This is a genomic window from Micromonospora sp. NPDC004704 (genome assembly GCF_053601675.1).
In genome coordinates, this window is the sequence record NZ_JBSGCD010000004.1 from 23,737 (window position 1) to 44,237 (window position 20,501).

At 71.1% G+C, this 20,501-nt stretch carries 17 protein-coding genes; 8 read left to right on the forward strand and 9 right to left on the reverse strand.

What is annotated here, in order from left to right; all coding sequences use genetic code 11:
* Nucleotides 1-65 precede the first annotated feature (65 nt).
* The 8 genes from ACWEFB_RS06430 to ACWEFB_RS06465 all read right to left on the reverse strand — a co-directional run bounded on the left by ACWEFB_RS06430 (nt 66) and on the right by ACWEFB_RS06465 (nt 10,538).
* Nucleotides 66-1,673 carry a DUF885 domain-containing protein gene (locus ACWEFB_RS06430; protein WP_452282833.1) on the reverse strand — a complete coding sequence of 536 codons (1,608 nt, stop codon included), beginning with the start codon at nt 1,671-1,673 and terminating at the stop codon, nt 66-68.
* Nucleotides 1,670-2,773: a hypothetical protein gene (locus tag ACWEFB_RS06435; RefSeq protein ID WP_452282835.1), complete on the reverse strand. Its 1,104-nt coding sequence runs from the start codon at nt 2,771-2,773 to the stop codon at nt 1,670-1,672. The genes ACWEFB_RS06430 and ACWEFB_RS06435 overlap by 4 nt, the downstream gene beginning before the upstream one ends.
* A 148-nt stretch (nt 2,774-2,921) precedes the next feature.
* Nucleotides 2,922-3,719, reverse strand: a complete 798-nt coding sequence (locus ACWEFB_RS06440; protein ID WP_452282837.1) for an alpha/beta hydrolase — start codon at nt 3,717-3,719, stop codon at nt 2,922-2,924.
* Complete coding sequence (locus tag ACWEFB_RS06445) at nt 3,716-4,657, reverse strand: alpha/beta fold hydrolase (RefSeq protein WP_442792128.1); 942 nt, start codon at nt 4,655-4,657, stop codon at nt 3,716-3,718. Before ACWEFB_RS06445 ends, ACWEFB_RS06440 begins: the two co-directional genes overlap by 4 nt.
* Nucleotides 4,546-5,352 (reverse strand): alpha/beta fold hydrolase, encoded by an 807-nt coding sequence (locus tag ACWEFB_RS06450; RefSeq protein ID WP_452282839.1) that lies wholly within the window; start codon nt 5,350-5,352, stop codon nt 4,546-4,548. The genes ACWEFB_RS06445 and ACWEFB_RS06450 overlap by 112 nt, the downstream gene beginning before the upstream one ends.
* Nucleotides 5,353-5,462: 110 nt before the next feature.
* A complete protein-coding gene (locus ACWEFB_RS06455) occupies nt 5,463-7,031 on the reverse strand; it encodes a helix-turn-helix domain-containing protein (RefSeq protein WP_452282841.1) in 1,569 nt (522 codons plus the stop codon).
* A 71-nt stretch (nt 7,032-7,102) separates the two neighbouring features.
* Entirely contained in the window at nt 7,103-9,781 is a 2,679-nt protein-coding gene (locus ACWEFB_RS06460; protein WP_452282843.1) for an AAA family ATPase, read from the reverse strand.
* Between the two features lie 76 nt (nt 9,782-9,857).
* A complete protein-coding gene (locus ACWEFB_RS06465; RefSeq protein WP_452282845.1) occupies nt 9,858-10,538 on the reverse strand; it encodes an isochorismatase family protein in 681 nt (226 codons plus the stop codon).
* A 122-nt stretch (nt 10,539-10,660) separates the two neighbouring features.
* Between ACWEFB_RS06465 and ACWEFB_RS06470 the strand changes: the two genes are divergently transcribed.
* From ACWEFB_RS06470 to ACWEFB_RS06485, 4 genes are all read left to right on the forward strand, one after another.
* Nucleotides 10,661-11,164: a YcxB family protein gene (locus tag ACWEFB_RS06470; RefSeq protein ID WP_452282847.1), complete on the forward strand. Its 504-nt coding sequence runs from the start codon at nt 10,661-10,663 to the stop codon at nt 11,162-11,164.
* A gap of 221 nt (nt 11,165-11,385) precedes the next feature.
* Nucleotides 11,386-14,406, forward strand: coding sequence for a CHAT domain-containing protein (locus ACWEFB_RS06475; protein WP_452282849.1), 3,021 nt, complete (start codon nt 11,386-11,388; stop codon nt 14,404-14,406).
* Nucleotides 14,407-14,608: 202 nt separating this feature from the next.
* The gene (locus tag ACWEFB_RS06480) at nt 14,609-14,968 is read left to right on the forward strand and encodes a CATRA system-associated protein (RefSeq protein ID WP_452282851.1); all 360 of its coding nucleotides are present in this window, start codon (nt 14,609-14,611) and stop codon (nt 14,966-14,968) included.
* Nucleotides 14,940-17,267, forward strand: coding sequence for a CATRA conflict system CASPASE/TPR repeat-associated protein (locus ACWEFB_RS06485; RefSeq protein ID WP_452282853.1), 2,328 nt, complete (start codon nt 14,940-14,942; stop codon nt 17,265-17,267). Before ACWEFB_RS06480 ends, ACWEFB_RS06485 begins: the two co-directional genes overlap by 29 nt.
* Before the next feature lie 26 nt (nt 17,268-17,293).
* On the opposite strand, the gene ACWEFB_RS06490 is transcribed toward ACWEFB_RS06485, so the two are convergent.
* Entirely contained in the window at nt 17,294-18,223 is a 930-nt protein-coding gene (locus tag ACWEFB_RS06490) for a LysR family transcriptional regulator (RefSeq protein WP_452282855.1), read from the reverse strand.
* 165 nt (nt 18,224-18,388) lie between these two features.
* Here ACWEFB_RS06490 and ACWEFB_RS06495 point away from each other — a divergent pair, with 165 nt between their 5' ends.
* The 4 genes from ACWEFB_RS06495 to ACWEFB_RS06510 all read left to right on the forward strand — a co-directional run bounded on the left by ACWEFB_RS06495 (nt 18,389) and on the right by ACWEFB_RS06510 (nt 20,443).
* Entirely contained in the window at nt 18,389-18,751 is a 363-nt protein-coding gene (locus ACWEFB_RS06495; protein WP_452282857.1) for a DUF1801 domain-containing protein, read from the forward strand.
* Nucleotides 18,748-19,161 (forward strand): VOC family protein, encoded by a 414-nt coding sequence (locus ACWEFB_RS06500; RefSeq protein ID WP_452282859.1) that lies wholly within the window; start codon nt 18,748-18,750, stop codon nt 19,159-19,161. Before ACWEFB_RS06495 ends, ACWEFB_RS06500 begins: the two co-directional genes overlap by 4 nt.
* Before the next feature lie 271 nt (nt 19,162-19,432).
* Nucleotides 19,433-19,921 (forward strand): MarR family winged helix-turn-helix transcriptional regulator, encoded by a 489-nt coding sequence (locus ACWEFB_RS06505; RefSeq protein WP_452282861.1) that lies wholly within the window; start codon nt 19,433-19,435, stop codon nt 19,919-19,921.
* 63 nt (nt 19,922-19,984) lie between these two features.
* Nucleotides 19,985-20,443 carry an SRPBCC family protein gene (locus tag ACWEFB_RS06510; RefSeq protein WP_452282863.1) on the forward strand — a complete coding sequence of 153 codons (459 nt, stop codon included), beginning with the start codon at nt 19,985-19,987 and terminating at the stop codon, nt 20,441-20,443.
* Nucleotides 20,444-20,501 lie beyond the last annotated feature (58 nt).

Genomic DNA, 20,501 nt, shown 5'->3' on the forward strand with positions numbered 1-20,501 from the left:
GTCGCAACAGAGCAGGATGCCCGGCCTGCTCGACCGCCGCGGATGCGCGACCCGCGGTTATCCGGTCAGCGCCCCCGCAACTGGTCCAGTCCCAGCGAGCCGAGTTCCAGCGCCCGACGGTGGAATGCTCGCCGGTCGCCGCGGAAGGATGAGCGGCCGTCCAGCCACACCCGCTCACCTACCTTGTAGGCCAGCGCCTGCCCTGGCCTGCCCAGATAACGCGCCAGCTCCACGGACGCGTACGGCCCTTGATGGCAGCGGTTGCGCAGCAGACGCAGGGCGGCATCCGGGGTCCACAACGCGCCGCCACCGGACGGCACCGGCAGCCGCAGGTGCAGGCCGATGTCGAGCACGACCCGCGCCGCCCGCAGCAACCGCATGAACAGGTACCCCAGTCGTGCACCCGGCTGCTGGTAGAGCCCGAGCTCGTCCATGAACCGCTCGGCGTACAGGGCCCAGCCCTCTCGGCAGCCGGAGAGCCCGCCGAGCAGGCCCAGCCGCTGCCCGAGGCCGCCCCGGCAGGCCTCGTAGCCCATCTGGAGATGGTGGCCGGGAACCCCCTCGTGGTACGCGGTGCTGTAGGCGTACCAGGTGGGAAAGCTCGTCTGGTCCTCGGGGAGGAACCACCCGACGCGGCCCGGCCGGGTCAGGTCCTGCGACGGCCCGGTGTAGGCGGTGCCGCCCGACACGGTCACCCGGGACTCGATGCGCCGCAGCGGCTCGGGGATGTCGAAGTGCACGCCGTGCAGTTGCTCGGTGGTGGCCTCCAGCAGCTCCTGCAGCCACCCACCGAACTCGGCCCGGCTGTGCAGGGTGCCCGGCGCGTCGGGGCTGTCGAGCCGGTCGAGCACCGCGGGCACGGTCCCGCCCAGGGCCTTCGCCTCCGCGACCAGTTCCGCCTCGATCGCGGTGAACTCGTCCCAGCCCCAGTCGTAGAGTTCGCGCAGATCCGGCTCGGAAGCGAGGAAGGTCCGCACCCAGAGTGCGTACCGCTGCGGCCCGAAAGCCTCCTCGTCGCGCGCCCGCGGTGCCAGGTCCGCGGTCAGCAGCGCGGCCAGTCTCCGGTACGCCTCCCGCGCGCCCTGCGCCGCTGCCTGCAACGACGCCCGCTGCCGCCCATCGCCGTAGCGCTCCACCAGGGCGATGTCATCGTCGATCCAATTGCGGCAGCGCTGAGTCACGAGCTCCACTTGACGCCGGGTCGGCAGGTGACCGCGCCCGGCGGCGAGCAGGAGGCTGCGGGCGTACCCGTCCAGGGTTGCGGGGATCGCGGCCTGGCGCGCGCCGACACGGGCCCAGCCGTCCTCGTAGGCCGCGCCCCCGGCGTCGCGGCCGGGCACCGCGGCCTCGACGGACTGGCGGATGAGCTGGAGCGGGCCGGTGGCCGCCGCATGAAGTTCGCGCAGGTCCTCCCCGGCATCGTGGAAGGCGATGCGGGTGCGCATCCGTTCGCCGAGGTGAGCGTGCAGCGGGCTCGTCGCGGGCAGGTTCTCAAGCTCGCCCAGGGCGCGGGCGGCGAGATCGGCGCGCGCCTGATGGCCGTCCGGGCTGTAGTCGGTGAGTCCGTCGATCTCCTGCTCGCCGACCTCGACCGCCGCGCAAGGGTCGAGGCGGGCCACATCGCGCAGGAGCCGGCCGGCGAAGTCCTCGAGTGCGTGGAGGCCCCGTGTCAACGCGCGGCTCGGACGGCCTGCTTGCGAGCCTCCAGGAAGGCTCTCTCGGCCCCGCGGTTCTCGTAGTACCAGGGGTATTCGCTGACGTACGGTCCGATTGCCGTGAAGTGTTCGGCCGCCTCGGCGTGACGCCGGGCCTTCGTCATCGCCCTGGCGAGCACCGACCGGGCTTTCAGCGCGAGGGCGTGGCTCGGCTGGCCGGGGGCGAGCCACTGGTGTACTGCGGTGTCGATGTCCCTGCGGACCTGCTCACCGGCCCACATCGCGGTGGCCTTCAGGGCGCCCGCGGTCGGGTTGAGTGCGGTTTCCTTGAGTTCCCACTCGAAATGCGCCTGCAGCGGCAGGACAGCCAGTGGTGAGCCGGGCGGCGCGGCGGCGGCGGCGCGGTAGCAGAAGTCGTACATCAGCTCGTGGCTACCAGCCCATTTCAGGCAGCTGCGCTGGAATCTCGCCTCGTGGGCCAGGTAGTTGTGCGGGTCACGGGCGACCAACTCGGTCCACCGCTGTTCGAACAGTGCCCAGGGCTCGCCTCGGCCGATCGTGAGCCAGAGGTACGTGATCCACGGCGACGGGTCGTCGACGGCGACGTGGACGGCGCGGTCGATCGCCTGCTCGGCGTCGTTCAGGATGCGAGCGAAGGCACGAAACGCGTCAGCGGAGGTCTGACTCGCCCAGGCACCTCCTCGGGCGTTCCAGGCCCGACAGACTTCCGCTTTGGCGTGGACGACCGCGGCTTCGGCGCCGGAGGGCTCGGCTGCCAGCCATGACCGTAGCCAGTCGGGATCCTCGGCAGCGAACTCGCCGAGCACCTCGACCCGGTGCACCCGGCGTTCCCAGTCACCGTGGGAGGCCCTGACCACTTCCCGGGCGGGTTGCCAGTCGCCTGCCGCCGCCGCGTCGCGCGCCGCGGCGAGTTCGTGATCGTCGAGCGCCGCGTCAAAGGAGGGGTCGGGGCCGAACCGGGGGTCGCTGGCGCTTCGGAACAGCAGCATGGGTTCCTTCATCGAGTGCGTGTTCGGGGGTGCTGCCCAGGTTGACGCGAATGACAGCGGACGCTCGGAGCGGCGGTGACACTGGGCCAGGATGCGGTCGTCGCGCATCTCCGGCCGCGCTGAAGATCGTACGGTACGCCTTTGCGTATGTCCTTCCTGGACGGAGCCGGACCAACAGGCTGACGGGGGTTCCCGGTGGCCGGTGTCCTGCCCTGCCGGCCACCGGGAACGCGCGGATGTCGGTATCCGGCCCCGGCTACTGCCGGGCGTGCCGCAGTGCCCAGTCGAGGGCGTAGTCGGCCACCGTCTCCCAGCCCGGCTCGGCGCAGGTCCAGTGCGACCGCTCCGGGAACTCGTGGTAATCGGTGACCGTGCCCGGCGCCCGGTAGTGGTCGGCGTTGGACCTGTTCACCGACGGCGGCATGATGTGGTCCTTACCGCCGGCGACGAACAGCAGCGGCGCACGCTCGCTGTTGTGGAAGTTGACCCAGGTCTCCTGTTTGCCGGGCTTGAAGTTGGCGATCAGGCCGTAGGCCCAGACCCAGCTGCCCGGAGCCGGGATCGCGTACCGGTCGTACGCATCGCGGGCCGCGTCCTCGGGCAGCGTGTTGGTGAACGCGTAGTGGAACTGCTCGGGGGTGAACCCGGCGGCCTGGTGCCGCTTTGCCGGGTTGTTCAAGATCGGGAAGAGCGACTTGAGCTGCGACGGCGGGGTGACCCGGATGCCCTCCGGTGGCGCCGAGTCGATCACCACGCCGGCCGCGCCGTGTCCCCGGTCGAGCAGTAGCTGGGTCAGCGCGCCGCCGAACGAGTGGCCGATCAGGATCGGCTTCTCCGGCAGCCCCGTGATGATTTTCTCGAGGTGCGCAAGCGTCTCCGGAACGGTCAGCTCGGCGATCGGCGTCGGGTCCGCACGCAGCGCCTCCACCTCGACCTCGAATCCCGGGTACGCCGGCGCCAACACCGTGTGTCCCTTGGCCTGGTAGTACGGGATCCACTGCTCCCAGCTTCGAGGGGTGACCCAGAGCCCGTGGATCAGGACGATCGTGCTCATGCCTCGTACCCCTTCAGGAAGGTGAGCAGGTCGTTGCCGAGCTGCTCCTTGTGGGTGTCGGTGATGCCGTGGGGCGCACCCGGGTAGACGATCAGCTCCGCGCCCTTGACCAGGGCAGCCGAGGCCCGGCCGCCGACCGCCAACGGGACGACCTGGTCGTCGTCTCCGTGCACGACGAGGGTCGGCACGTCGAACGTCGCCAGGTCGCCACGGAAGTCGGTGGCCGAGAAGGCGGCGATCGACTCGTACGCGTTGCGGTGCCCGGACGCCATCGACTGCAGCCAGAACGCCCGCCGGATCCCCTCGGAGACCTCCACACCGTCGCGGTTGTGGCCGAAGAACGGCCCGTCGGCGAGGTCCCGGTAGAGCTGCGAACGGTCCGCCAACGACCCCGCCCGGAGGCCGTCGAACACCTCGATCGGCACGCCGTCCGGGTTGTCGTCGCGGCGGACCATCAGCGGTGGCACCGCCGAGACCAGCACCGCCTGCGCCACCCGGGAGGTGCCGTGCCGGCCGATGTACCGGGTGATCTCGCCCCCGCCGGTGGAGAAGCCGACCAGGGTCACCTCGCGCAGGTCCAGCTGCTCGATCAGGGCGGCCAGGTCGTCGGCGTACGTGTCCATCTCGTTGCCGTGCCAGGTCTGGGTCGACCGGCCGTGGCCGCGCCGGTCGTGCGCGATGACCCGGAAGCCGTTCTCGGCCAGGAACAGTTGCTGCGCCTCCCAACTGTCGGAGTTCAGCGGCCAGCCGTGGCTGAGCACGACGGGGCGTCCCGTGCCCCAGTCCTTGTAGAAGATCCGGGTCCCGTCGGAGGTGGTCACGAAGCTCATCGGGCGGCCTTTCCGATCAGGTCGGCGGTCGTACGGGGCTGGGAGATCATGGCGACGTGCGAGGCCCTGACCTCGACGGTGTGTGCGCGGGCGCGCCTGGCCATGAATCGCTGCGCGGCGGCCGGGATCAGGTTGTCGTCGCGGGCGACGAGGTAGTACGACGGGATCGTCTTCCAGGCCGGGGCGCCGGACGGCTCCTCGAGGGTGGTGGTGTCGCCGGGGCGCTGGGTGGCCCAGAGCAGGTCGGCGGCGGACGGCGACAGGTCACCGGCGAAGACGTGGCGGAACGCGGACCGCTTCACGTACCCGTCGACGCCGTGTGCGCCGTTCGGCAGCGCGTAGGGGCGGAAGTCCAGTGCGGCCTCGTCGAGTTGGGTGCCCGGGAAGCGGGTCTGCAGGCCGTACACGGTGTCGCCGGTGTCCGGTGCGAACGCGGCCACGTAGACCAGCGCCCTGACGTTCGGGTTGCCGGTCGCGGCATTGGTGATCACCACGCCACCGTAGGAGTGGGCGGCCAGCACGATCGGGCCGGTCAGGGTGGCGAGGAAGGCGGCCAGGTAGGCGGAGTCGGAGGCCACGCCGCGCAGCGGGTTCGGCGCGGCGATCGCGGTGTAGCCGTCGCGGGTCAACCGGTTGATCACCTCGGACCAGCCGGTGGCGTCGGCGAACGCGCCGTGTACCAGCACGATCGTGGGCTTCGGCCCTGTGCCGGTCGCCATGGCGGGCGAGCCGCCGACAGCGACCGCGGCGCTCACGGCGGCGGCGCCGGCCAGCACGGTCCGCCGGGAAACGGGAAGAGACATCGGCAGGAAAGACCTTTCATCCGTACGGCCTGATGTGGCCGTACCGAAGATGCAACCAACGCCGTACGCGCCGGACCAGGCAGGACGACCTGCAGAACTTCCGGTCGCCTTCACAACAGTCGGGCGGCGGCGCGGGACAGCCCGTACACCTCGTGCCAGTGGGGCCAGAGGGCCATCGTGTCGGAGAACCAGCGCAGCGCCTCGGCGACGTCCACGACCAGCCGGTGTTCGCCGGCCTCGGCCACGATCCGCAGCGCACCGAGCCAGTTCCCCGCCTCGGTACGCAGCCACTCGCCCGCCTCCTCCAGCGTGGCGAGCGGAACCGGACCGTCCCAGCCGTCCGGCAGCGAGCCGTAGGCGGGCTCGAACCAGCGGCCCGCCACGATGGTCGTCTCCAGCAACCAGCGCGCCATCCGGGTACGGGTGGCCGCCCGCGTACCGGCCGGTTCCTCGGCCCGTAGCCGCTCGTCCGCGAACAGCCGCAGCAGGTCGTGGAACCGGTATCGGTCGGCGCTCACGGGCTGCAGCAGGCCCAGCTCCACCAGCTCGTCCAGCAGGTCCGCGGCGTCGTACGGGTCGCAGTCGGCCAGCACGGCCGCGATCGGGGCGGCGAAGTCGACACCCGGCACGTGCGCCAGCCGCCGGAACAGGGTCCGTCCCGCCCCGGAGAGCTGCGCGTGCGACAGGGCGAACGCCGCGGCCACGCTGAGGTCGCCGACGCGCAGGGCGGCCAGCCGCCGGTCGGCGACGGCGAGCCGTTCCACCAGGTGCCGGATCGTCCATCCGGAACGGTTGGCCAGCCGGGTGCCGGCGATCCGCAACGCCAACGGCAGATGCCCGCAGAGTCGCGACACCGCCTCCACGTCGGCGGCGGCCGCTGGTTGCCCGGCCTGCCCGGCGATCGCGATCAGCAGCGCGGCGGACTCGTTCGGGGCCAGCGGGGACAGGCCCACCCGCAGCACACCCTCCAGCCCGCCGAGCACGCGCCGGCTGGTCAGCAGGACGAAATTGGCGCCCGCGCCGGGCAGCAGCGGGCGTACCTGTGTCTCGTCGGCCGCGTTGTCCAGCGCCAGCAGGCACCGCCGGTCGCGCAGCGTCGCGCGTAGCTGGCTGCACCGATCCTCGTCCGAGTCGGCGATCCTGCGCGGGCTCACCCGCAGCGCCCGGAGCAGTTGCGCCGCGATCTCGCCGGCCGACGGCGGCACCGGGTCGACACCGCGCAGGTCCAGGTAGAGACACCCGCCGGGGAAGCTTTCCCGGAGCAGCTCGGCTGCCCGTACGGCGAAGGCGGTCTTCCCGAGTCCCGCCTGCCCGTGCACCAGTACGACCGGCATCGGGCCGCCCCGTGTGTCCGCCGCGGCGTGCCGGCGCACCACCTCCAGCTCCGGTTTCCGGCCCACGAAGTCGGTGACGGCTCGGGGCGGCTCGCACAGGTGCGTCCGCGCGGCGGCGGTGTGCATCCGCAACGCGCGGGCGGCGTCCTCCAACCGGCGGTGCTCCTCGTCGATCACGCCGAGGGCGGTGGAGAGGGCGGCGAGCGTACGCGGCTGCGGCGCCCGGATCTGCCCCCGTTCCACGTCGCTGATCGCCCGGGTACTGACCCCGGACGCCTCCGCCAGCTGCTCCATGGTCATGCCGGCGGCGCGCCGCAGCTCGCGAAGCCGTTGTCCCAGCGGCATCCGGCCCCTCCTTGTCCGTCGTCCTCGAAACCGACGCTACGGACGGGCGGGGGGTGCTCGCGTACGTAGAACTATGTAATCCGCAGTGCCCGGGACAGCTCCGAGCGCGACCGGATGCCCAGCTTCGGGTAGATCCGGGACAGGTGGGTGGTGACCGTGCGGGGCGACAGGAACAGCCGCTCGGCGATCTCGCGGTTGCTGCGCCCTTCGGCTGCCAGGCGCGCTATCTGCGTCTCCTGCGGCGTCAGGACGGCCGCGGTCTCGGTGGGCCGGCGCAGCGATTCACCGGAGGCGCGCAGCTCGGCCCGGGACCGCTCGGCCCAGGCGGTCGCGCCGAGGGCGTCGAACGTCGCCGCGGCGGCACGCAGCAACGGCCGGGACTCGGCCGGGCGCCGCCGCCGGCGCAGCCAGACGCCGTACGCGTGCTGACGGCGCGCCAGCTCGAACGGCCACCCGTCCAGCTCCTCGCCGACCGCCTTCTCGTACGCCTCGGCGGTGTCGGCCAGCACCGCGCGCGCGTACCCCAGACCGATCAGCAACGCGGGGGAGTGGCTCATCTCCGCGACCGGCGTCAACTCGTCGACCAGCCGCCGCAGCTCCCCGATGGCGCCGCATCCGGCCGCCGCCTCGGCAAGGTATCCCACCAGCGAATAACCGGTCACCGGGTGGTAGGAGTCGTCCGAGGGGTCGAAGATCCGGCGGAACTCTCCGAACGCCTCCTCGGCCCGCCCACCGGCGAACGCGGCCATCCCGCGGACCTGCCGCACCCCGGCGAGCAGGGGATTGCGCCCGTACGACAGCAGCATGGCCTCCGCCGCGGCGGCCCGCTCCTCGGCGGCGGCCAACTCGCCCCGCAGCGCGTGCGCCGATCCCGCGGCCGCCCATGCGGTCGGCACCCAGTTCGGCGTTCCGATCTCCAGCACGAGCGCCTCCGCCTCCGGCAACAGCGCCATCGCGGTCTGCGCGTCACCGAGGCGCGTCGCGACCATCGCACGGCAGATCTGGGCCCGGTAGAGCACACCGAGGCGGCCCTGCTCCCGAAGACCGACCTCGGCGATGGCGTGGAAGTCGCACGCCATCGGGGAGTCGCCGATCGCGCCGGCGCCCAGCCCGAGCTGGTGCGTGGTGTACGGATCGGTGCCACCCCGTAGGAGGATCTCCCGCAACCGCTGGAGGGACTCCCGGCCGTGGAGGACCGGCGCGATCATCGCCAGGGAGGCGGTCAGCTGTGGGTTGTCCGATACCGCCATCACCCGGTCGATCGCCGCGACCAGGCGCGCGACGGCGTCCGGGTCCGGGTCGGAATAGAGGGTACGCAGGGCGATGGCGTCCAGCAGCCGTACCGCCTTCTCGGCATCATCGACCGTGGCCAGCCCCTCGATCGCCTCCGCGAAGCGCATGAGCCGCTCGGCGCCGGACCAGTGGGTGGCGTGGTTCGCCTCGAGCAGCAGTTCGTACGCGACCCGGTCGCCCGGGGAAAGCTCATGCGGGCGAATTTCCGCCAGCAGGCGACCGGTCGCCGGGGCGTCCCCCTGCTCGGACGCCATGTCCACCGCGCCCAGCAGCCGGTGGCCGCGCGCGGCGGGATTCTCACTGAGCCGGGCGGCCTGCTCGAAAGCGGCCAGCGCGATCCCGGGAGCCTGCCGGTGCTGGGCCCGCGTGGCGACCTCGGTCAGTTGCCGGGCCAGTTCCTCGTCCGGCCCGCTCGCCGCGGCGGCCCGATGCCAGACGCTGCGCTCGGGATCGCCGGACAGCACCTCGGCCAGCGCGGCGTGCACGCGTCGGCGTTGCCCGGCGGTGGCCGACTGGTAGAGCGCGGAACGCAGCAGCGGATGCCGGAACCGCAGCCGGAACCGGTCGTCCACCTGCACCAGCCGGGTCGCCACCGCCGGGTCGATGTCCTCCTGCCCGACCGTTCCGGCCTCCAGGAGGCGACAGGCGCTCAGCACCTCGTCCAGGTCGTCGCCGTCGTCCACGGCCGCCACCAGCAGCACCGACCGGGTGACCGCCGGCAGTTCGGCCACGAGGCCGGAGAAGGTCCGCTCCAGCCGCTCGCTGAGCGGCACCGAGGTCGGTAGGAGCGCGACGTTGCCGGAGCGGGAAGCCGCCTCGCCCAGCTCCACCAGCCCCAGCGGATTGCCCTTCGCGACGTCGAGCACCCGTATGCGCAGGGTGGGCGTGAGCTGCGGCGCCACCCGGTCCAGCAGGGCACGCGAGTCGTCGTGGTCCAACGGCCGCAACCGCGTCTCCGGCAGGCCCGAGCGGGTCAGTCTCCGGTCGATGTCGCCGCCGTCGCGCGCGGTGAGCAGCATCGCGGCCCGCTCCGCGCCGAGCCGGCGGGCGACGAACGCCAGTGCCTCCCAGCTGCTCTCGTCCAGCCACTGCAGGTCCTCGACGGTGATCAACGTCGGGGCGTCGGCGGCGGCGACCGCGTCGAGCAGGATGGTCGCCGCGCGGAACGGCAACGTGCCCGGCGAGCCCAGGACCGCCAGGGCCACGTCGGCCAGGTCCGGCGCACCGCGCAGCACGCGATGCAGAGCCGCGTACGGAATGTGCACCTCTGCCTGGATACCGGCGGTGCCGAGCACCCTGATGCCCCGCCCGGCCGCGTCGCGGGCGGTGTGGTCCAGCAGCGCCGACTTGCCGATTCCGGCCTCGCCGCGCAGGACGAGCGCCCCGCCCTCACCGGCCGCCGCGCCGCCGACCAGGGCCGACAGTTCCTCAAGTTCCGATCGGCGCCCGAAGATCACCCAAGCATCCTACGTTCGACACCCACCCGAACTCCTGCTCAAACCCGACCCTGCTCCTGCACCATGCCGGACTTGTTCAAGGGCGGTGACCCGGTCTTTCGAGAATCAGCGTCACCACGTCGTCGGTCGAGCGGACGTCACCGAAGGTACGGTAAATCGTGTGGAGGGTCGCGTTGTGGTCCTCGTCGCGACGGGCCGCGTTCGCGTCCGCGACCATGATGACCCGGTAGCCGAGGGTGCTGGCATCACGCGCCGACGACTCGCAGCACACGTTGGTCACGGTCCCACTGATCAGCACCGTGTCGACGCCGCGGTCCGTGAGCAGCGCCGGTAGCGGGGAAAAGCCCGGGAAGAAGGCACTCGTTGCCGTTTTCTCGACCAGCAGGTCGGCGTCGTCGACCTCGAACTCATGCCACAACCGGGACCGCAGCGGCCCCTCGCCGCCGCTACGCGAGAACATCATGGCGACTTCCGGGCCGAAGAACTCCCGGCTGACCGGCGACGGCTCGACCGTGCCGGGCAGCACCCAGGCCACGGTGCCGCCCGCCAGCCGCAGGACGTCGGCGAGCCGCGCGATGTTCGGCACGATGCCGAAGGCGTACTCGCTCTCCCGCACGAAGAACGGCACCATGTCGACCACCACCAGCGCTGTGTGCTCGGGCACCAGCGTCGTGAAAGCGTGCCGACGCCCCCGGCGCGACTCCTGCCTGTCGTACTCCCGCTGCTCGATCTTCCACGCGTGCGTCCTGCGCTCCACCGCGTGAAGCTATCCCATGACCGAGCCAGGGGCACCACCTTGCGGACGCGCGGCCGATCCAGTCGTGGCGGCTGACCCGCACCCCCCACGGCAAGGCCGCGTACGGTTCATACGATCCTCGAGTGCGCATCGAGTTCACCCACAGCCGGAGTCCCGAGTACTTCCGGAGCCAGCTGACAGCGGCCGCGAGGCACCAGGTCCGGCAGATCCTTCTCGTTGCCGTCGCGGCGGCCGTGGTCGGATCACTGCTGGTGCTGTTCTCGCAGGCCGAGGGCGGAGCAGCCGTCATCGGCTTCGTGGCCCTGGTGCTGGCCATCGTCCTGCCGCTGAGGGCCTGGCGGACTTTCCAGGCGGCCGTCACCGTTCCGGCATCCTGGTCCGATCCCCGCACCTACCTGATCACGGACGAGGGCTTGGAGTCGAGCACCGAGGCGACGTCGTCGCGCTGGGGCTGGCAGGCCGTGTGCCGGGTGGAGGAACGGCCGGAGGCCTACCTGTTCTGGCGGGAGGGTCCGGTCGTGTTCGATCTGCCACGAGAACCTCTGACCGCTGATCAGGAGGCCGTGCTTCGTGCCTTCCTCTCTCGGCGGGGGTTGCTACCGCTGACCACCGGAGCGCAACGCTAGCCCTTCCGCCGACGTGCCGGACAGATCCCTCGGCATGAATCCGACAACCCATCAGATGAAGAAGTGTGCGCACGTCGTCGGCTGTCTCATATGGCTGGTGAGGGCCTAGACGGGATCGGATGACGACCGGTGCCGACACGGCACCCGCTCTCGGTCACCACGGACCGAATCGACCCGTGACCCTCGCCTCCTCCGTTCCGCACTCACGATCGGAGACGCAGATGACCGCCCGCGAGTACGCCGACCCCGACGAGTTCCTCGCCATGATCTCGGCCGCCATGGCGATCGTGACCGACCCGGAGCGGCGGTTCGACCTCGCCGGGCAGCGGGAAGCGGCCGAACTGCTGCGCCGTGCCGACCTGACCATGCCGTGGGTGACGGCCGAAATCCGGGACTCGGTGCTGAACATGCTGGGCGGGACGCTGGCCAACCTCTTCGAGTTGACGCACGACCGGCAGTTCATCGGGGAGGCTGTCGACGTACTGTCCCGTGCGGCGGCCGGCGGAGATCCGTACGCGTTGGCGAATCTGGGGGACGCCCTGCGTACCCGCTTCGAGCACCTGGGCGATCCCGCCGACCTGGAGCAGGCGGCATCGGTAACCCGGCGGGCACTGGCCGGCGAACTCCCGGCCGTCGAGCGGGCCGGGCTGCTGTCGAACCTCGGGGTCATCCTGCAGGTCCTGTTCGTGGTCGGTCAGCGCCGGGCGCACCTGGACGAGGCCATCGAGGCGGGGGAGGCGGCGCTGCGCGAGGCACCACGTGCGACAGAACGACCCGAGTGGCCGTCCAACCTTGCCAACACCTACAGCGTCGCGTACCTGGCCACGGGGGAGCGGTCCTACCTCGACCGGGCGATCGACACGATGGACCTGGTCGTCGGGCAGCCGGACGTCCTCGGCCGGCAGCCGACGGCACTGCGCGCCGCGTACCTGTCGAACCTCGGCGGTGCGCTGGGCCAACGTTTCGGTCACGTCGGGGACCGGGCCGACCTCGACCGTGCCGTACAGACCTTCCGGGACGCGGTCCGGGCAGCCGGCGGCTCGGCTGACCGGGCCGGCCACCACTCGAACCTGGGTCAGGCGCTCATCATGCGGTTCAACCACTTCGGCGACCTGGAGGACATCGACGAGGCGGTACGGGTCACCGAGGAGGCGGTGGCCGCGAGCCCACCCGGGCACGTCGGCCACGGGGTCCACCTCTCCGCGATGGCCACCGCACGGGTGACCCGGTTCCAGCGGACCGGCGCGCTGGTGGACCTCGACGCGGCGATCACCGCCGAGCTGGCCTCCGTGTCGACCACCGGTCCGGAACACCTCGACCGGCCGGGCTGGCTCAGCAACCTCGGCGCCTCCCTCACCCTGCGTTTCGAGCGCACCGGCGACCCCGTCGACATCGACGCCGCGATCACGTACTGCACGGAGGCGGTGACGACGGCCGGCCCCGCGCACCCGCTGCGCAGCCGGTACCTCAGCAACCTGGCGAACGCCCAGCGGCGCAAGGCGCTGCACTCCGGCCGGGCCGAGGACGCCAGCGCCGCGGTGGCGTCCGCGCGATCCGCGATCGACCCGCTGCCGGCCGATCCGGCGCGGGCCGCGGTGGCCCTGAAGAACCTCGGCGCGGCGCTCGCCGTCCGCTTCGGCATCACCGGCGACGAGTCGGACCGTCTGGAGGCGGCGTGGGCGCACCGTCGGGCCGCCGGCGTACGGGCCGCGCCGACCCCGGTACGGGCGACGAGCGCGATGGGCGCGGGTGAGATCTTCGCGGCAGCGGGCAACTGGCCGGCCGCGTTGGAATGCCTCGCGGAGGCGGTCTCCCTGGTGGTCCGGCTCGCCGGACAACGGATCGCGCGATCCAGCAGGCAGTCCCAACTCGCCCGGTTCAACGGAGCGGTACGCGACGCCGCAGCCGCCGCGATCGAGACCGGCGACCCGTACCGGGCGGTCGCCCTGTTGGAGCAGGGACGGGCGGTGCTGCTGGCCCAGTCCCTGCAGTCCCGGCAGGACCTGACCCGGGTCCGTACGCTCCGCCCGGACCTCGCCGACCGGTTCAGCCGGATCGGCGCGCTGCTCGACGCGGACAACACCGGACGGCTGATCCAGGACCCTCGGGGCGCGGATCCGGTCACCGACCTGCGCCACCGCCTCGCCGACGAGTGGGAGGAGACGGTCGCCCGGATCCGGGCCCTGCCCGGACTCGGCGGGTTCCTCCAGCCACCCGAGATCGGGGCCATCCTCCCCGCTCCCGGGCAGGGGACCATCGTCCTCGTCAACGTCTCCCGGTTCCGCAGCGACGCGCTGCTGCTCGACGCCGACGGAGTCGACCTGCTTCCGCTACCCACCCTCGGTGTCGACGCCGTACGGGAGCGGGCCGAGGCCCTGTCCGCCGCGACCGATCCGAGCACACACGACGGGTTGCTCACCGAGACCCTGGAATGGCTCTGGCAGCACCTCACCGGCCCGGTGATCGACCGGCTCGCCCTGCGGGCGGATCGTCCCGCACGTGTCTGGTGGGTGCCGACCGGCCCGCTGGTCGCCCTGCCGCTGCACGCCTCCGGATGTGCCGACCAGCCGGGGAGCAGCGTCCACGAGCAGGTGGTCAGCTCCTATCTGCCGACGGCGGCGGCGCTGCGTGCGTACCGGTCCGCCGAGTCCGTGACCCCGCCACGGGCCGTACGGGCGCCCGTTGTCGTCGCGGTCGCGGATTCGCCCCACGGCGCCTTCCTGTCCGCGCCCGCCGAGACGACCAAGGTGTGGGAGAGCTTCGCCGGCGCCGCACGGGTGCTCGTCGACGGTGAGGCGACCGTCGACGGCGTACTGGCCGCCCTCGCCGACAGCGAATGGGCCCACCTGATCTGCCACGGCTTCACCAACCCGGCCGATCCGTCGGAGAGCTACCTGGCCCTCACCGGCGGCGAACTCACGGTACGGCAGCTGATCGGCCTGAATCGACAGGACGCACACCTGGCCTACCTGTCGGCCTGCTCGACGGCGACGGCCGGCGACGTGCTGCCGGACGAGGTGATCCACCTGTCGTCCGCGTTCCACCTCGCCGGCTTCCGTCATGTGATCGGCACCCTGTGGCCGGTCACCGACCGGGTCGCGCTGACCATGGCTGACGTGATCTACACGTCGCTGCACGACACCCCACCCGCCGAAGCGGTCCACCGGGCGGTAACGGCGCTGTGCAGACGCTACGCCCGCCGGCCCCGGATGTGGGCCGCACACGTACACATCGGCCCCTGACGGACCACGGCGTCCGCCGCCCGCTTATGTGCCATCGCGGCTGTCGAACCAGTGGAACGGAAGGGACCATGCGGATCAGTGAGTTGGAACGGACCATGCCGATCAGCGGGACGGGGCCGACCATGCCGACAGCCGGACAGCAGCCAGTGGGTGGAAACTAGTGGGGGGCCAGGGGCCGTGGCCCGGTGACCACGGTGGCCGGATGGACAGGTTCGAGCCCGTTGACGCCGAAACCGTCGAAGACGCCCTGGACGTGCTGCGTGACCTGGTGCTGTGGGAGCTGACCCCGGAACGCTGGGCACGGCTCCAGGAGATCCTCGAACGGGTCGACGAGGCTCTCACCGCAGGTGACGGCGACAGTCTGCGTGAGGCGATCACGGATCTGGAGCTGAACGGGCCGGAGCGGATCATCTGGGTTGGTAGTGCCGCCGTCACCGGCATCCAACCTAAAACCCTGGAGCGACAGAACGAGCTGGTTCACCGGCTCGTCGACGAGCGCTCGCGCCAGCGCACCGGAGCGGAACCGACGAGGGATGACCGTGGCGACGAACCAGCCCGTTGAGCAGGAGTTCATCGCCCACCTGTTCGCACCGCTGACCGGACCGTACGCGGAGACGGCCCTGAGTCAGCTCCGCCGGCTGTGGAGCGACTGCCGGGACGACCTCGGCATGACCCGGGCCATCGCCGGAGTCTGGCTGAGCACCCGGTGGCCGGAGGACCCCCGGGCCGAGCCGGACGGCGCGCTCGCCGGACTGCAGGACCCGCTCTCCTTCCAGGCGCTCGTCCGCAAGGAACACGACGTACTCAGCGTGTCGCTGGCCATGGCGTCGCCGACGGCCCCGCCCCGGTCCCGCCGGGGTATCGGGTCCGCGGCACCGCCGACCTGGCCGGAGTTCGCCCGCTGGTGGCGGCTGCTGGCCGGACGGGACCTCGGTGCGCTGCTCGGGGTGGCGACCGTCTACCAGGCCAAGGCCGCCGACCCGGCGAAGGTCGACATCCGCGCCGCCCTGCCCAGTCAGGACGATGACGCCGCCGCCTGGTGGACGCAGTCCAGAACCGTGAACGACTTTGCGGTCTGGGAGGCGACCCCGCGTGGCGACCACCCGCACCGGCGACTCGTGGTGCTCGCCCGTCCGGACGAGGACGTCCGGCTCAGCCGGTTCACCTGGAACGAGGGGGAGACCTCGCTCCCGCCGCTGGCCCGTTACCTCATGCATGCCGCCAAGCTTCGCTACCACTCCCGGGTGTACGGCGACGGGCGGGAACTGCGCCGGCTGCGCGAGCGCGTGGGCGAGCGGCTGGACCGGCTGACCGAGTTGCTGCGGACCTCCTCCGGTGGTGCCGACCGGGCCACCGAGGCGAGCGCGCTCGCCGCCGACGAGGCCGAACTCATCGCGGTGCTGGAGCGGCTGCGCCGGATGAGGCGGAGTGTCGACATCGCACGCGCCGACATGGGCGCGCTGCTGACCGAGCGGATGCCCACCGACGCGGTGCTCGGTGACTGGCTGACCGAGCAGCTCCAGGACGACGCGGAGTACCTCGAAGCGACCCGTGAGCGGGCCGAGCGGCTCCGGGCCATCACCGGTACGGCGCCAGCGCCGCCCGTACCGTCGTGGGCACCGGTGCTCAACCCGCCGCTGCTCGATCCGCCGGCCTCCCGCAGCGAGCGCTACGACCACCGGATCGGCTTCGGTATCGACGTCATCAGCTACAGCAGCCGATCCGCGCAGCAGCAGGCGGTGGTGCAGACCCGGGTGGCGGCACTGGTCGAGCGGGTGGTCCAGCGGACCGGCCTGCGGCTGCACGACACCGACCGGCAGGATGCCGGGGACGGCATGCTGGTTGTCCTTCCGGCCGGGTTGGAGGTGCACCGGATCCTGCCCGAGTTGCTGCACGGTTGGCGTGCCGAACTCGTACGGGACAACGCGGCGCATCCCGAGGCCCGGATCCGGATGCGGCTCTCGGTCGCCGCCGGTCCGATCGCCGCGAGCGCGATCGGGTTCAGCGGCGGCACCGTCATCGAGGTCGGGCGCCTGCTCGACAGCGCACCACTGCGCGCACTGGCGGTCCACCATCCCGAGGCGGACGTCGTCGCCGCGATCTCGGACCGGCTCCACCTCGACGTCGTCCGCGAGGGGCATCCCGGGCTGACCGCCGACGAGTTCCAGCCGTGCCAGGTCCGGAACAAGACCTTCGAGGGCAGTGCCTGGCTGTGGACCGGTGCGGCCGTACCGCCCGCTCCCACGCAGGACCCCGACCCGGCCGTTGCCCCGGCGGGTCGCACCGAGCGGAACGTTTTTGTCATCCACGGTCGGGACGGGCAGGCTGCCCGGACGGTGTACGAGTTGCTCCGGGAGCTCGACCTGCGCCCGTACGACTGGAATGAGATCGTCGCCCGGACCGGGGAGCCGGTCCCGTTCCTCGGCGAGGTGTTCGAGCAGGCGTTCGCGGACAATCAGGCGGCCGTCGTGATCCTCACCCCGGACGACGGTGCCGTGCTCCATCCCGACCTGCAGCATCCGGACGACCACCGGCACGAGCGGATGGCCATGGGGCAGAGCCGCCCGAACGTGTTGTTCGAGGCCGGGATGGCGCTCGCACTGCGGCGCGACCGGACGCTCGTGGTCGAGATCGGAAACCTGCGACCGTTTGCCCACCTGGGCGGCCGCGATGTCGTCCGGTTCACCAGCGATCCGGAGCAGCACCTGGTGAACATCCACAAGATCGCCCAACGGTTGCGCAACGCCGGGTGCGCGGTCGACACCGACGGTACGCGCTGGCTGGACACCTCGCGCTTCCGTGACCTGGACGCGTACACCAGGAGTTTCGACCCGGACGAACCCGTCGGCCCGGGGCGCTGATGGCCGCCGCACCACCACGGCGGCGTCTATCCGGTTGTCAGATGTGGACCGTTCGGCACTGCCGGTTGGGGGATCGGCGGGTTGGCGTCCGTCGTGGCTTGGACGAACTCCTGGATCCGGGTGGTCGTGTTCGCCTCCAGCCAGATCGGTCCTCGTTCGATCGGCCGGGCGTCGTGGATCGGTACGTAGACGATGTCGGGGCGAGGGTAGTAGCGCTCGGTCTGCTCGCCCACCGGCAGCACGCCCCGGCCCATGGCGACGAGTGACAGCATCTCGGAGAAGGTGTTGCCGTGCGGGCCCTTCAGGGTGGGGCGGCCATCCGGTGTGTGCTCGGGTGTCCGGTCCCGCTTGAACGCCGCCGACGTAATCGCCGGGTACTGGACCACCGGATGGTCGGCGAGCACCTCCAGCGAGACCGATTCGGCATCCGCCAGCGGGTGGGTCGCGGCGACGGCCAGGACGCGCCGTTCCACCATGAGCGCGGGCCCGCGAGCCATACCGTCGAACGGGTACGAGGCGACGAGGATGTCGATCGAGCCGTCCAACAGGCTGGCCCGTGAGCTGGACAGCTGCACCTCGCGTACGTCCACGTCGCAGTCGGGGTGCCGGGCGGTGAACAACTTGACCGCCTTGAGCAGCACCGGTGCGAGGTACTCACCGAGGAACGCCACCCGGAGCTGGCCGGTCACGCCACGGCCCGCCTCTACGGCTCGGCGCAGCGCCGTGTCCATCTGCTCGACCAGCGGGGCCAGATCGTCGGCCAACTGCCGGCCGATGGGCGTGATGCGGACGACCCGACTGGTGCGCTCGAACAGCGGCGCCCCGATCCGCCGTTCCAGCTTCCTGATGACGTGGCTGATCCGGCCGGTGGTCACTCGCAGGCGTTCGGCGGTACGACCGAAGTGCAGCTCCTCGGCGAGCGTCAGGAAGGTCTCGATCTCGTGGCGCTCCAGCATCCCGCCGCTCTTTCGTTGAATCCGGTTCAACGATCGTAATCCGATCATGGCTTGGTCGGCGTCGCCGTCTCGCGAATCGTTAGGGGCGTCACCGGGGCCACCGGACAGGCAGGCAGCGATGGCGCGCCCGCACCGGGGCTCCCCACAGATCGAGAAGGAAAGATCATGAAGGCGACAAGCATCAACGATTTCCTGGCCGGACTCGACGCACCGTTGAGAGAGACGGCCGAGGCGGTCCGCCCGGTCATCGACGGGACGCTGACCGACGCGACCGGGGTGATGTGGCACGGCCACCCGGTGTGGGGCCTCGGCGAGGCCCCGGGACAACGGCCGATCTGCCTGCTCAAGGCCTACACCTCGTACGTCACCTTCGGGCTGTGGCGCGGCCAGGAGGTCACGGATCTCTCCGGCCGTCTGATCCCGGGGGCCCGGCAGATGGCCTCGGTACGGCTGTCCACCACCGGGGACGTCGACGAGCCGCTCTTCGTCGACTGGCTGCGCCAGGCGCGGGCCCTGGAGGGAAAGTGAGCACCGTGCGGGTCAGGGAACTCGACCATCTGGTCCTCAACGTCGAGGACGTCGAGCGATCACTCGCCTTCTACTGCGCGACGCTCGGCCTCGAACCCATGCGCGTCGACGAGTGGCGGGCCGGGCGGGTCGGCTTCCCCTCCGTCCGGATCAGCCCGGACACCATCATCGATCTGGTCCACCGCCGCCGGGGCGAGTCGAACGTCGACCACATCTGCCTGGTGGTCGACCCGCTGGACTGGCACGACGTCATCGCGTCCGGTGTGTTCACCGTCCTCGAAGGACCGGTGGGCCGCTACGGCGCCCGGGGCGAGGGCCTCTCCCTCTACGTCCAGGACCCGGACCGCAACACCGTCGAACTCCGCTGGTATCCGGCGGACGCGGAACCGACGACAGTCCCGAACCCGTAACGACAGCTTTGGAAAATCAGGTCTCCCTCACCACCACCACCACCACCGCCGTCGGCGCGTCTGCCGAACCCGCCGCCGGCACACGTATAAGGCCGCCCCGCCTCACCCCTGTCCTGCTCGCGGCGGGTGTGCTCGCCGGGCCGCTGTTCCTGGCCACGACCCTTCTCCAACTCGCCCTGAAGGCCGACAGCGGGCCATCGCTTGACGCGACACGTATGTCGTGTAATCTAAATGCTGTGACCGGGGAACATCGAACGACGGGAGGTCGACCGTGCGCTCCGCCGAGGAACTCAGGTATCTGATCCTGGCCGCTCAACGCGAAGGTAATCGTCTGCTCGGACAGGCGCTGCGGCCACTCGGCCTCACTCCGTCCCAGGCCGAGGTTATCCGGATCCTCGAAGACCGCGGTCCGCTCACTCTCAACGGCCTCGGTGAGCTGCTCGTCTGCGAGAGCGGCAACAGCCCGAGCCGGCTCGTCGACCGGCTGGTCGCCGTTGGCCTGGTCGACCGCAAGGTGGCGATGCACGACCGCCGCCATGTCGAGGTGTCCATCACCGAGGAGGGCGCCCGCCTGTGCCGGCGGGTCGCGGAAATCGAGGATGACCTTTACCGGTCGATCGACGCGGCGGCCGAGAAACGCGACCTCGGCCAGATTCGCGGCTTCCTGTGGGACTTCGTCCGCGACCTGCCCGCCGGCCAGGCCGTCGCCCGGCGCGCGGAAGCCGACCGACAAGAGACGGATGTACGGGACCCAGCATGATTTCCCGCTGATGCCGTTTGGCGAACTCGACTCAACTGAACCGTAGAACTGAAGGAGCAGGAAATGACCTTTCACATCTCGCTGGACATCGGCCGCCCCCTTCCGGAGGTGTTCGCGTTTCTCGCCGACTTCCGAAACATGCCCCGCTGGTACGAGGCGGTGGAGCAGGTCACCGCCTCGGCCGACGGCTCCCGCTTCCACCTCGTACGGTCGTTGCCCGGTGGGCGCGCCCACAACGACGTCGAGATGACCTCCTACCGGCAGGACGAGGAGGTCACGTTCGCCGCGATCAACGGTCCGACGCCGTTCCGATACAGGTACCGGTTCGAGTCGCTGCCGGCCGGAACGAGACTGATCCTTGACGGCAGCATCAGCGGACAGGGGCTGCCCGGGCCCGCCGCTCACCTCGGAGGTCTCGCGGAACGGCTGTTCAGCGTGGGTATGAAGAAGAACATGCAGGAGTTGCGACGCATCCTCGAGGCGGCGCCGGGCGCGACCGGCGGCCGTACCGCAGGGATCTAGTGGGTTGGACCGGGTTTTTTTTGGGCAAAGTACATGTCGTGTAATTTAATGTTTCGAC